The sequence below is a fragment of the Pseudomonas mosselii genome, assembly GCF_003205295.1.
Lineage (GTDB): Bacteria > Pseudomonadota > Gammaproteobacteria > Pseudomonadales > Pseudomonadaceae > Aquipseudomonas > Aquipseudomonas mosselii_B.
Genome location: NZ_QJRP01000009.1, coordinates 87,804 through 100,546 on the forward strand (window position 1 = coordinate 87,804; position 12,743 = coordinate 100,546).

Sequence of the window (12,743 nt, forward strand, 5' to 3'; positions counted from 1 at the left end):
GGACGGTCTGTCAAAACCGTGTCGTCGAATTTGCGGCGACTTGGCGAGACTAGATGGCTGATGGGGCTGCTGCAACGGCTGAAAGGCGGTGGGAGTATGTTTCGGAAATGGACTACAGAGAAGAGGGAAAATCCGATTCGGAGCACATAGAAAGTGTTCTCTTGTCGTCAACATAAGGCTGGTTGCGCCCCTGGATGTTCCCGAGCTGCACCACGGGTCAATTTTCCGCCTCGGGCGCCCGAAATGCTTTGCTGTAATAGCCGGACGAGTCGAAGCAGCAAACCGCCTTCTTGCCGCTCGCAAGCATATCGCAGGCATCCCCAATTCGCTTTTCACGCGTCTTGAGCTGCTTCGCTGAAGTAATCCAGTGGATCCAGTCCACCCGCGCAAGGGTCGTCGTACTGTTCCAAACCTTTTGAGCCTCAGGTGTGCTTGCCAGGGCTTCCTCGAAATCCACTGGGATATCAGGCTCGGGCTCCTTCTTCACCGGGATCAGTTCGAGGGTAACGATATCGCCAACAGCCACACCTGCCGCGTCAAGCAAATCGCTACTGACCTTCAGCCAATGACTCAACTGACCATCGGGCTCAAGGGTTGCCCGGAAAGGATGCCCATTGATCGTACCTTCAACGCTCGTCCTTCCCCGCCTCGGAAGCCGTTCACTCGCGTCCCTTGGAAGTACCGCGAACGCCCACGACCTATCCTCCCCGGGCTTTGCCGGACGAAGAAGCTTGGCTTCGAATCGAGACCTCGCATCCTCTGTTGTCATGGCAGGTTCTCCAACCGTGCGCTTAGTTAACCATCACCTCGTCCAGCGCCTGCTCAAGTGTGCTGACCGTACGCTCGATATTGTGCAGCTTTTCGAGCCCGAACAGCCCGATGCGGAAGGTCTGGAAGTCGGCCGGCTCGTCACATTGCAACGGCACGCCAGCGGCAATCTGCAGGCCGTGGCTGGCAAACTTCTTACCGCTCTTGATATCGGCATCATCGGTGTAGCTCACCACCACGCCAGGGGCCTGAAAACCCGCCGCGGCCACGCTCTTGATACCTTTGCGGGTCATCATTGCGCGCACCCGGTCACCCAGGGCCTGTTGTTCGTCGCAGACCTTGTCGAAACCGTAGGCTTGGGTCTCTTTCATCACTTCGTTGAACCGCGCGAGGGCATCGCTGGGCATGGTCGCATGGTAGGCGTGGCCGCCCTGCTCATAGGCCTGCATGATCTGAAGCCACTTCTTCAAGTCGCAGGCGAAGCTGGTGCTTTGCGTCGATTCGATGCGCTCCAGGGCCAAAGCGCTGAGCATCACCAGGGCGCAGCAAGGTGAGGCGCTCCAGCCTTTCTGCGGTGCGCTGATCAGCAGGTCGACCGCGCATTTGTGCATATCAACCCAGATCGCGCCTGAGGCGATGCAGTCCAGCACGAACAGGCCACCCACCGCATGCACGGCGTCGCCCACGGCCCGCAGGTATTCATCAGGCAGGATTATCCCCGATGACGTTTCAACGTGGGGGGCGAAGACAATCTGCGGCCTCTGCGCCTCGATGGCGGCCAGCACTTCGTCCAGAGGGGCCGGGGCGTAGGCAGCCTGGCGCCCCGCTTCAACCGGCCGGGCTTTCAGCACCGTTGTGGCCGCCGGGATGTTGCCCATCTCGAGGATCTGGCTCCAGCGATAACTGAACCAGCCGTTGCGTATCACCAGGCATTGCTGGCCGGTGGCAAACTGCCGTGCCACTGCTTCCATACCGAAGGTGCCACTGCCCGGAACCACCGCAACCGCTTGGGCGTTGTAGACCTGTTTCAGGGTGGTTGAAATGTTCTTCATCACACCTTGAAACGACTGGGACATGTGGTTGAGCGAGCGGTCCGTGTAGACCACCGAGTACTCGACCAGCCCTTCGGGATCGATACCGGGATAGATCTTCGACATGGTGCGGTTCCTTTGGCAGAGAGGTCCATGGCATCGACCCTGCCCTAAGCTATTGCAAATGACAAGATGCATCAGGCACTTCGCAATCGACAGTCTTGCCCCACCATCAAATTGGCATTGACCTATCAGCCCAAGCGCAAGATCGCGAGACTGGTAACCAGGACCTCGAGCAGATCGTTGCAACTCATCGGCTTGTACATCAGGAAGCCTTGGCCCACATCCACACCCAGCCGTTGCAGATGCAGCCGCTGCTTCTCTGTTTCGATGCCTTCGGCTATCAGTTCGAAGCCCATCGTTTGCGCCAGACCTACCAGCGCTTCAACAACCCGTGTCTCCCGCAGGCTGTTCACGTGGGCAACGAATCCTGCGTCGAGCTTGACCTGGGCAAACGGAATGCGCGCCAACCGCGCAAGTGTCGAGTGGCCCGTACCAAAGTCATCCAGCGCCAGCCCTACTCCGCTCTTCACCAGTTGGCTGATGTTCTCGATGCTGTTGAGGTTCAGCGCCAATGGGTCACGCTCGGTCACTTCGAGCATGACCTGGCTGCAAGGTACGCCGGCCTGCTCGATATGCCGGAGGATTCGGCTGGCGAAACCTTCTTCGTCCAACTGGCTGGGCTCGATGTTGTAGGAAAACACCAGCCACTCCCCCGAAGCGCTCAATTGCAGGTGCTTTTGCAGTTTCAACCCCTGCTGCAACAGGCAGTCCAGCAGTCGGGCATGGCGTTGCGGCGTATCAATCAGGTCGAGAAAAGCCTGCGGCCCCAACACCCCCTTTTGTGGATGCCGCCAGCGGGCAAGCACTTCGATACCGCAGATGCGCCCACTCCTCAAACAGACCTGTGGCTGATAGAAAGCCACGATTTGCTGCTGATCCAGAGCCTGGTCAATATCCAACGCCTCTCTCCAATCGTTCATCACTTCCCGCGATGAACGTGGCAGGCTACCGAGATTATGGCGCCTCACCGTTCGCTTGACCGTCAACGCCTTGAACAGCAATCCATCGATTTGCGCTGCCGCCAACGCATCGTAGCTGCCCACGAAATATTTGCCCGCCTGCACACGAAAATGGTTGAGCCCCCAGCGGATGGGGGCTGCCAACGCCTCACATTCGATCACCGAGAAAAAGCCGCTGTGCTCGCACAACCGACGCAAATAACCAATGCCTCCTCGCGCAGGCAAGCTGTCGCACACCACCAGGTCCGGTCCCTCCTGTCCACAGAGAGGCTCAGACCAGTCGCTTTCGTGGGTGACCACCTGCAGCCGAACGAAATCCAGCCGTGCGAACAGCGCGGTGAACCGCTCGACCCTGTAGGCATTCGCGCACAGCAAAAGCACGCTCAATGTCGGCATGGCCTGCAACTCCTTATAAAAAGCCGCGCATCGGCTTACTTGTAGGTGACAGTGAACGCCGCGCGCGCATTGGCCGAACCCGGTTCCGGGCCCAGCGACGAATCGGACGTCTGGATATAACGAGCCTTGAGCTCGATGTTCATGTTGCCGCTGCTCAGCCGCGAAATGGCCACTGCCTGCCCCAGCGGCAATGGAGTGACCCCGTCCTTGCGCAGTACCTGTACCGCGACCCCTTTTGCAGTCGACTCCGGCGTTAGGCCCAACAGACCACGCCCGGCATCAACGATGGTCGAGCCTTTGGCGCCATCGAGACGGAGCCAGGCATTGGCATTCTGATAGTAGTTCCAGCCTTGGTTGGCGGGGTAACTGCCCGGCGTGCAGTTGGTGAGCGGAATCAGTACATCGTTGCTTTGCGTATAACTATCCTTGCCCTTGAATACGTTGCGCCCGATCGTGCCCATGGGTACTTCGATATAGGCTTGGGCATTCCCCTCGATGGAGCACTCGGAGCGCACGACCGTACCCACCAGGAAGATGCTGTGCTTTCTACGATACGACCAGTAGCTAATCGTAGAGTAAGGGTTTTCTATCTTCGAGCTTCCAGCGGGAATCGCTTGACTTATTTTCACCAGGGTGAATTTTGCCGTGGCACTAGTATGTTGCGTTACCCAGCCCGTCAGACGTGTCTTGTAAGGAACATAGGGCGGCGACCCACTGCTCACATTATATTTCTTCAACGGCTCCGAACTGACCACCAGACCCACTCCGGGCACATTGGTCTTGACGATGGTCGCAGTGGAAATTCCACTCTCCATCGATGGTAATTGAATACCGTTTACCACTGGGAAGTTATCGCTGAAGCGCACATCCCATTCATCACTGGCGCCGCAGTTCCAGGGATTGTCGGGGCGGTACACATAACTCATGTTGGCCGTGCCTATGACCGACCCCACGGGGGCATCACGTGGCACATACTGTGTACCCATGTTGAAGGTTAAATAAACCTCTTCACCACCACCCGTGCAATACGAAAAAGCGGTCCCGCTGTGCAACAGCGCCATCGAGGCGAAGCCCAATGCCAGCCTATTCATCTGTCACCTCGCGTTGCATATCGACATCGCCGACAGAATAAGGCAGCCGAGTTTTGAATTATCCAGGACGCATCTTGTTAGCCACCAAGAACGTTCCCGGACTGCAACACGCCTTATCCAGATCACTGGCTAAGCGACTGTCAGGCTATAATCGCTTCCAACGCATACAAGCCGATTAACCAGAGACTAACCTGACATGAGCATTACCGTGCTGATCGTGGACGATCACCCGATCTTCTCCAGTGCCATCAGCGCCTTTCTGGAACAGACCGGATACAACGTTGTGGGCGAGTGCACCGACGGCATCGAGGCCCTGGCGAGTTTGCGCCGGCTAAGCCCGGATTACCTCATCCTGGATATTGGCCTCGACGGTCTGGATGGCCTCTCGGTGTTGCAACGCATCCACGCCGAAAACCTGCCGGTAAAGACACTGGTGTTCACCTCGCAGATGGCTGCCACCTACGCCTCACGCTGCATGCAAGCGGGTGCCAGTGGTTTCATCAACAAGAGCGCAACGCTGGACGACCTGTTGCGCGGCCTGAAGACGATCCAGGACGGCTACCTGTACTTCCCCAAGGACGTGCTCTCGCACTACATGGACTTCAACCCACAGAGCGACAACGGCACGCAGAGCCTGACCAACAAGGAAATGCTGATCCTGCAGTTGCTGGCCCAGGGCTTGAGCAACATGGAGATCGCCGAGCGGCTGCACCTCAGCCACAAGACCATCAGCGGCCACAAGGTCAACATCCTGCGCAAGCTGGGGGTACGCACCACCATCGAACTGGCCGATATCGCCAGAGACATGAACCTGATCTGAACACTGCCCCGTGAATACCCTGCGCGCCCTCCTCGCTTCGCTCCTGCTGCTGGCTGCCTTGCCATCGCTCGCCCAGGAACTGGCCCTTTCCTCCCGTGGCCAGGCCTTGAGCTTCTCTGCCCCGGTCAGCGAACCCGATCGTGCGTGGCTGGCGCAGAAACAGGTGGTCACCGTGGCCATCTCCAGCCCCGACTACCCGCCACTCACCATCATCACTGAGCACCAGCAGCTCGAAGGCATCCTCGCGGAAAACCTGCTCGCGCTGCAGGATGCACTGGGCATCCGCTTTCGGGTCGTGGTCTACGACAGCCGGGACAGTGCCTTCGCCGCTCTGGTGGCTCGCCAGGTCGACCTGGTGGACGCGGCCACGGCGCCCGAGGCCCAGCGCTACAAGGTGGCGTTCACCGCCCCCTATGCCTATACCCGCATCGCCCTGTATTCACCCACTGGGAGCTTGCTGGATATCGACCTGCGCGATGCGTCAGCTGAGATCTCTTCGACCGCCGATGGGTTCATCGATGCGCAAACGTTCCAGCTGTTCCGCACGGCCACGGTGAAGAACTACCCTACCCCGTACGAGGCCATCGCTGCGGTGCTCAAGGGCAAGGCCCAGGCGTACCTGGGTGACACCGTCAGTACCCTGTACCTGCTGAACCAGAGCTTCAACAACCTCCTGGTCACCAACACCAGCGTCAACGCCATCGAAACCGGTATCGGCTTCGCCTACACCGCCGACAACCGCAGGCTCGCAGCCATTCTCGACCAGCAGTTGCACTCCCACAGCCGTTGCCAGGTCATCAATCAGGTCAACTGGTGGGTGGCAGCGCTCAAGTGCCGTGAAGATGAACAGGTCAGCACGCTCGACGCCCAGGAAGAAGCATTGCTTAACCGCCGCGAGCCGATCAGGATAGCCGCCAGCGAAGACCTCGCGCCCTATGCTCTGTTCGACAGCCAGGGGCAGTTCGGCGGCACCATGTCCGACATCCTGGAGTTGGTGCGGATCAACTCCGGGCTGCGTTTCGAGGTGGTGCGCACCCGCTCGATCCACCAGACGCTGCAATTGCTGGACAGCGGCCAAGCAGACCTGGGGATCATCTCCCAGACAGCGTCGCGAGAGCGCAAGTACCTGTTCACCCGGCCGATCATCAACACACCGTATGCGTTGATCACCCGCACCGAGGCACCGGAGCAGCCGTATCTGGCTCCCGGTTCGACCCTCAGCATTGCCCTGCCCGAATCCGATGCGCTGATCGACTACCTGCGCGAACAGTTCCCGTCGATTGCCTTGAAGCTGACCGACAACGTTCCCGACGCGTTGAAAAGTGTCAGCAACGCAGACAGCGATTTCACGCTGCTCTCGGCCAACCAGGCTCGCTACTACCTGTCATACAAATATGAAGGGCAATTGAAAGTTGCCGATATGCTGACTCGTGTCTATGCACGGGTCGGCCTTGCGAGCACGGCGGACAATCCGGCGCTGATCTCGCTGCTGCAAAAGTCTCTGCAACGCATCTCACCCAACGAAGTCGCCACCATTTCCGGCCGCTGGCGCGCCAACGCGGCCACCGACAATCTTTACTGGACGGGCCTCAGCCTGCGGGTCTACCAGGTGCTCAGCGGGCTGTTCGTGCTGCTGCTGATCACCTGTGTGTGGATCGTCTACCTGCGCAAGCTGATCTTCAGGAAAGCCACGGTACGCAAGGCGCTGCAAGCCAGGCTTGGCCTTATCCAGAACATTGTCGACAGCATTCCGCACCCCATCTATGTACGCGACCTTCAAGGTGCGCTGCTGCTGTTCAACACCGCCTACGCCGACAGTTTCCGTCCTTTGGCCAGCCTGGAAAGCAGCGGCGCGCAGCTCGACGCCATGCTCAATCCGACGCAACTGGCGCAGTGGCGCCTGGATTATGCCCGCGTGGCCAATACCGGCCAGCCCTGCGCGAGTGACCAGCAGCTGGCCCTACCCGGCAAGATGCTCGACATCTACCACTGGATACAACCCTTGCGCGAAGACGGGCAACAGATCTTCGGGCTGGTCTGCGGTTGGCTGGATATCGGTGATCGACTGCGCATACTGGGTGAGCTGCACGAGGCCAAGGACGCCGCCGACCAGGCCAACAGCAGCAAAACAATCTTCCTGGCGACCATGAGCCATGAAATACGTACGCCCATGAACGCAATCATCGGCATGCTCGAGCTTGTGCTGCAACGCAATGACATGGCAGGAAGATCGGTGCAGCAAGTTCAGGTGGCACACGATGTCGCGTTAAGCCTGCTGGAGTTGCTGGGCGGCATCCTCGACATCTCCAGCATCGAGTCGGGCGAGACCCGGCTGCACCTTGCGCCCTGGACCATGAGGCAGGTGGTCGACGGCGTCTTGCAGATTTTCAGCCACCAGGCTCATCGCAAGGGCCTGGACCTGGACGTTACCTACGAAGGACATGTTGATACAGCGGTGCACCTTGACCGGCTGAAGGTCAAGCAAGTGCTGTCGAACCTGATAAGCAATGCGATCAAGTTCACCGAACAGGGCAGCGTCACCTTGCAAGTCGTTGGTCAGTCTTCGCAAGCAGGCCTGCTGGCATTCACCCTCCGCGTGCAGGACACCGGGCCCGGTATCGCTGAACAGGAACTACCGACGCTGTTCGTGCCCTTCTCTCGCGCAACCGTATCGCGCAACAGCGGCGCTGCTATCGGGCTGTCGATTGCACGCTCGCTAGCCCGCATCATGGGTGGCGACCTGGTATTGGACCCTGCATCCGGCAACGGCACCAGCATGACCTTCACGCTGCCGGCCGAACCTGCGCCCGCCTGTACCACGACTATGCCCGACGCGCTTGGCGGGCCTGCCGCACCGGGGCGCTGCCCATTGAAGATACTGATCGTCGAAGACCATCTGCCAAGCCTGGTGCTGCTCAAGGAACAGCTCGAGCTGCTCGGCCATCAGCCGACCTTGGCCCACGATGGACTCGAAGCACTGATGTACTGGGAACAGCATGCCTTCGACCTGATCATTACTGACTGCAACATGCCCGAGCTGGATGGCCTCGGGCTGACGGAGGAGATTCGTCGCCTTGAGCGTTTGCAACGTGTACGGCCAGTGACCATTATCGGCACTACCGCCAGTGCCCGTGCCCAGGATCATGCGGCCGCCCTGGCCGCTGGCATGAATGTTTGCCTACTCAAGCCCTTGAGCCTTACGGTGCTGGCCCGGCATGCACCGGCCTTCACCCAGCAAGCACACAGCGGCAGCGAACCTGCCGGTCGTTGCATGCCGTTGCTCGCTGGCCTGCCGGAAGCGAAACGCCGACCGTTGCTGCGCAACCTGGTACTGACCAACCAGCAGGACCTTTCTGCCCTGGCCAACGCCCTCGGCCGCCACGACCATGCCGCGCTGGCAAGCCTGGCGCATCGGTTCAAGACCGCTGCGCAGTTGATGCAGTCCGACGCCTTGCTGAAGCATTGCGAAGCGCTGGAGCAAGCGATCGAAGCTGACGCCACAGAACCTTCGCTGACAGCGCAATGCCAGGTGATCGCGACCCTGGTGAACGACCTGAACGCTGCGCTGGCGGCCAGCCTCGACGCAACATGAGCAGTCATCCGGAGGCGCAACTCACATCGGCCAGGCGCAGGCCGTCCTGTTCGCGGGTTTGCTCCAGGTCGAGGCTGAAGGTGCACTGCTGATCGTCGGCCTGGCCCCAGACCAGACGGTAATGCCGGTCTTCACCGACGGACAGCAGTACCTGACCCATGGGCCCCACGGCAGTGACACGCTGCCCAGCCCCATCGAGCACGGCGGCACCAAACGGCACCGCCGTACCGCCCGGCAAGCCCACCGTGGCCAGTACCTTCTCACTGCGCCGTGCGCTGAACCGCGCCAGCACCACCGCGCCGCGCCGTGGGACCACGGTACCGACACCATTGTCGATGTCGGTGTTGGTGTCCAGCTTGCGAGTGTCGAGGCTGATGCGGTTGCGTCGGTAAGGCTGAACATACGGCACCAGGCTGTATCCCCGAGCGTCGGTGAAGACACCGGGAGCATTCAGCACACCTACATTCGGCGTGTCCGTGACCTCGACCAGCGCCATGGTCTCACCCAGGTGCTGCCCCAACTGGATACCCCCAGCGTGGGCCAACAACGCCCCGGACATACCGATGTTGAGCGAGCGATAGTCGCTACTGTGGCTCAGCCCCGCATTAAGGTCGGCCCAGGGCGCACGGTAACCGACAGAGGCCGAGCCGGTATTGGCCGAACGTGCGTTGCGCTGCAGGTCGAGGTTGTAGTTGAGGTTGTTGTATTCACCGGCCAAACCACTCAACCCCAAATGCTGGCCCTGACTGCCATCAGCTTCGCGCTCCACGCTGACCCTCGCGCTCTGGCCCCCCAGAGGGAAACTGATGGTCAGGCCTACCTGCAGCCCTTGCTGATCGTCAGCACTCAGGCTCTTGCTGGCGTGCAGCGACAGGTTGGCCCGTTGTACTTGGCTGCTCACGCCGAACTGCAGCTGGCGTTGCTGGCGCGCGCTGTTCCAGTAATCCTGTTGGGACAGGTTCAGGTACATCGAAGTGCTGCTGGCAAAGCTTTGTGAAACGTTGGCCTCCAGACGGCTGCGCCGGCTGACCATCTTGTATTGGCTGTCGTCAGCCAACGCTTGCTGCCAGGTACGATCCCCCACCACTTCGCTGAAATCACGGTAACCGGGGGTCGAATAGCGGTAGCCGGCAAAACGCAGGTTGGTCCCCGTGGCGAAGGCCTTGCCATAACGCAGGCCATAGCTCTGTCCGGTCACGGCCGAGGGCCAGATATCCGACCGGGCGTGAGTGACGTCCAGTGATACCGCGCCCAGGCTGCCCAGCCCCTTGCCGACACCAAATTGGTAGGCACGGTAACCCTCGCCCACCAGCCCCGCCACGGACAAGGTGAAATCGCGTGGCAAACCTCGGGCATATGAACCGAGCATGAAGCCCGGCTGTGCTTCGGGTGAGCTCGCCGCATGGTAATGCCCGGCGGTCACGCTGTAGCGCCAGGTACCGTCGCGCAGCAGATTGCCAAGCGTTGCATAGGGCTGGGTAAAACGCTGCTGGGTGCCGTCGGCCTCGGTGATGATCACTTCCAGGTCGCCACTGCCGGATGCCGCGTTCAGGTCGCGGATCTCGAACGCGCCGGGCGGCACGAAGGTGCTGTAGAGCGAATAGCCATACTGACGCACCTCGACTTTCGCCTGGGTACGGGCAACCCCCTGAATGACGGGCGCGTATCCTTGCAGCGAGTCCGGCAGCATCTGCAGGTCGCTGGCCAGTTGCACGCCGCGAAACGGGATGCTTTGCAGGGTGTCCCCCAGGGTCATGCTTTCCCCGATCAGCAGTTGCCCTGCGGTGCCTGGCAAGTCACGTTGCAGATAGCTGGCAGCACGCTCCCAGGTGCCGTCCTTCTGATACGAAGAACTGGAGCGCAGGCGCCAGGCGCCAAGGTTCAAACCACCATTGAGGTAGAGGCTGTATTGATCAGTGCCCTGATGCTGGTACTCACTTCTGGAACCGGAAAACTGGTAGTTGAGAAACCCAGCATTGATCCCTGCGTCCCACTCTTCGGGGCGCACGTAGCCCAAGGCATCGTGCCTGAGGTAGACCTGTGGAACGCTGATGTCGAGCTTGAGTTGGCGGCTGTCGAAATGTACCGACGCGCCCTCCAGTGTCGCCAACCAGTCGGGACAATCCGTATCGTCGACAGCGGCGGGCAACTGGATTCCCAGCCGTTCCAACTGCGCCCGGGACAGGCATGGGCTTAGCGCTTCGCCCATGCGCCGGAAGTCGACCTCTCGTTGCCCGATTGCCTCCTGATTCAGGCGCACACTGACCAGGTAGCGCCCGGTCGGCAACGCCTGCTCGTGCAGCATGGCCTGCAGGTCACCCTGCCAGCCCGAACCGCCAATATCGGCCATGAAGCCGGTATCGAATTGTGAGCTGGCCGCGGCTTCGCGCAGCATGGCCAGGAATAGCACCGTCCCTGCCCTTGCCATTCGTCCCTGTATCATGCGGTCAGAACCCGACGCGGGTTTTCAGCGGGTCCTGGTAACCGCCATGATCGTTGATGGTTGAGAACTCGACCGTCGCGCCCGCCCCCCCGACCTGGCGCTTAAGCGGGTAATCCAGGCTCGACCTGGGCGCCAGCATGTCGATGTCCCGCAGTTCGATCGGCTTCTGGTCGTCCGTGACCCGAATGCCAATGAAGGTGACGTGGTACGCGCTGGGGTTGCTGACCCGTAGCAGTGTGCCGGTGGGCCGGTCGATCAGTTTCCACTGCAACTGCCCGGGGGCTTGCAACGCGGTGCCCGGCAGGCCTTTTGGGCGGTAGAAGAGTTTGACCCGGGTGCGCACGGCGACCTTGAGCGCATTGTCCTGGCGCTCGCTCTGCACTGGAATTTCCTGGGCGTTGAAGTAGAACACCGACTCACGATCGCTGGGTAATTCACCTGGCGTCCTGATGATCCGCACCACCTGTTCTTCGCCGGCACGCACCCTGAACAGCGCGGGCATGGCAATGAAAGGGCTGGCGCGGTCGCGGCTGTCGGCGGCGTCATTGACCCAGGCCTGGACCGCGTAGTCGTCACGCCCCAGGTTGGAAACGATGGTTGATACGCTGCGCTCGTCCGCGCCAAGCACGATGCGCGTGCCGTTGAGCATCACGCCGGCACTGGCCGGCAGTGCTGGCCAGCTGACAATGAGTGCAACACAAATCCTGCGCAGGCCGAAGGCCCCCGCGCGCGTGCGAAGAAGGGTTTTCATTGCAGTTCGAACCTGAACATTGACAGCACCGGAGCGCGACCTGGCCCCGGTGCAGGGGCGGGTTACTTGTAGTCGACGCTGAAGGAGGCCTTGGCGTTGGCAGTGCCTGGGGTAGCGGCGCCGGTGGCGATGTAGTTCGCGGTGAAACGCAGCGGCTCGCTCAGATTGGCGTACTCGCTGGAGGAGCGGCCCATCTGCACATCGTTGCCCGCGGCGTCGCGAATCTGTACCGCGACATTGCGTGCTACACCGTCGCTCCCGGCATTTTCAAGACCCAGCCACTCACCGTTGGGCCCAGCAACCCCGCTCATGCCGAGGAACCGTACGGTGGCCGTCTTATCGCTTAGGTCGCAGTCTTCGTCCTCGACGCCTGAGGCTTGCAGATGAAGCTCGAACGCTGCGGCGCCGGCCGTATCGTTTAGTTTCTTCAGTGACTGGGAAGATACGTTGCCGAGTGACACGATCGAGCTTGCGGTGTTGTTGACATCACCGACGCTGACCGAGCAGGTTGAGGCGTTGACCGAGCCGACGAAACTGATCTCACCATCAGCGGCCATGCCGGATGTGGCGACGCAGCACAGGCCGACGGCCAATGCCGATTTCAGAAGATTCATGGAGGTGCTTCCTGTTTTCCGAAGTTGAAGGGAACCGCTGGATGCGGGCCGTTGCAGACTAGGGAAGCGATGCGCCAGGGGGTACGGGAGCCGTCTTGAATACGGGCGAGAGCAGTCTTGATACTTGCCCATATGTGGGTAAGAGCGGTCGAATA

Annotated in this window: 9 protein-coding genes; 2 read left to right on the forward strand and 7 right to left on the reverse strand. The window is 60.5% G+C overall.

What is annotated here, in order from left to right; genetic code table 11:
* Window positions 1–217: 217 nt before the first annotated feature.
* From DMX06_RS11560 to DMX06_RS11575, 4 genes are all read right to left on the reverse strand, one after another.
* Complete coding sequence (locus tag DMX06_RS11560; protein ID WP_110737105.1) at window positions 218–769, reverse strand: YdeI/OmpD-associated family protein; 552 nt, start codon at window positions 767–769, stop codon at window positions 218–220.
* Between the two features lie 22 nt (window positions 770–791).
* On the reverse strand, window positions 792–1,925 hold the full coding sequence (locus tag DMX06_RS11565) for an aminotransferase class V-fold PLP-dependent enzyme (protein ID WP_110737107.1): 1,134 nt from the start codon (window positions 1,923–1,925) through the stop codon (window positions 792–794).
* 125 nt (window positions 1,926–2,050) lie between these two features.
* The gene (locus DMX06_RS11570; protein WP_110737109.1) at window positions 2,051–3,277 is read right to left on the reverse strand and encodes an EAL domain-containing response regulator; all 1,227 of its coding nucleotides are present in this window, start codon (window positions 3,275–3,277) and stop codon (window positions 2,051–2,053) included.
* Window positions 3,278–3,312: 35 nt separating this feature from the next.
* Window positions 3,313–4,368: a fimbrial protein gene (locus DMX06_RS11575; protein ID WP_110737111.1), complete on the reverse strand. Its 1,056-nt coding sequence runs from the start codon at window positions 4,366–4,368 to the stop codon at window positions 3,313–3,315.
* A gap of 196 nt (window positions 4,369–4,564) precedes the next feature.
* Here DMX06_RS11575 and DMX06_RS11580 point away from each other — a divergent pair, with 196 nt between their 5' ends.
* On the forward strand, window positions 4,565–5,188 hold the full coding sequence (locus DMX06_RS11580) for a response regulator transcription factor (RefSeq protein ID WP_110737113.1): 624 nt from the start codon (window positions 4,565–4,567) through the stop codon (window positions 5,186–5,188).
* 10 nt (window positions 5,189–5,198) lie between these two features.
* A complete protein-coding gene (locus tag DMX06_RS11585) occupies window positions 5,199–8,780 on the forward strand; it encodes a transporter substrate-binding domain-containing protein (RefSeq protein WP_110737115.1) in 3,582 nt (1,193 codons plus the stop codon).
* Window positions 8,781–8,784: 4 nt separating this feature from the next.
* On the opposite strand, the gene DMX06_RS11590 is transcribed toward DMX06_RS11585, so the two are convergent.
* The 3 genes from DMX06_RS11590 to DMX06_RS11600 all read right to left on the reverse strand — a co-directional run bounded on the left by DMX06_RS11590 (window position 8,785) and on the right by DMX06_RS11600 (window position 12,588).
* Window positions 8,785–11,175, reverse strand: a complete 2,391-nt coding sequence (locus DMX06_RS11590) for a fimbria/pilus outer membrane usher protein (RefSeq protein WP_258378841.1) — start codon at window positions 11,173–11,175, stop codon at window positions 8,785–8,787.
* A gap of 52 nt (window positions 11,176–11,227) precedes the next feature.
* A complete protein-coding gene (locus DMX06_RS11595) occupies window positions 11,228–11,974 on the reverse strand; it encodes a fimbrial biogenesis chaperone (RefSeq protein ID WP_110737118.1) in 747 nt (248 codons plus the stop codon).
* Between the two features lie 62 nt (window positions 11,975–12,036).
* Window positions 12,037–12,588: a fimbrial protein gene (locus DMX06_RS11600; RefSeq protein ID WP_110737120.1), complete on the reverse strand. Its 552-nt coding sequence runs from the start codon at window positions 12,586–12,588 to the stop codon at window positions 12,037–12,039.
* Window positions 12,589–12,743: the final 155 nt, after the last annotated feature.

Coding starts and splice junctions, on each gene's coding strand:
- DMX06_RS11560 (WP_110737105.1), bottom strand. CDS start 769: ATGACAACAGAGGATGCGAGGTCTCGATTCGAAGCCAAGCTTCTTCGT.
- DMX06_RS11565 (WP_110737107.1), bottom strand. CDS start 1,925: ATGTCGAAGATCTATCCCGGTATCGATCCCGAAGGGCTGGTCGAGTAC.
- DMX06_RS11570 (WP_110737109.1), bottom strand. CDS start 3,277: ATGCCGACATTGAGCGTGCTTTTGCTGTGCGCGAATGCCTACAGGGTC.
- DMX06_RS11575 (WP_110737111.1), bottom strand. CDS start 4,368: ATGAATAGGCTGGCATTGGGCTTCGCCTCGATGGCGCTGTTGCACAGC.
- DMX06_RS11580 (WP_110737113.1), top strand. CDS start 4,565: ATGAGCATTACCGTGCTGATCGTGGACGATCACCCGATCTTCTCCAGT.
- DMX06_RS11590 (WP_258378841.1), bottom strand. CDS start 11,175: ATGCTGCGCGAAGCCGCGGCCAGCTCACAATTCGATACCGGCTTCATG.
- DMX06_RS11595 (WP_110737118.1), bottom strand. CDS start 11,974: ATGAAAACCCTTCTTCGCACGCGCGCGGGGGCCTTCGGCCTGCGCAGG.
- DMX06_RS11600 (WP_110737120.1), bottom strand. CDS start 12,588: ATGAATCTTCTGAAATCGGCATTGGCCGTCGGCCTGTGCTGCGTCGCC.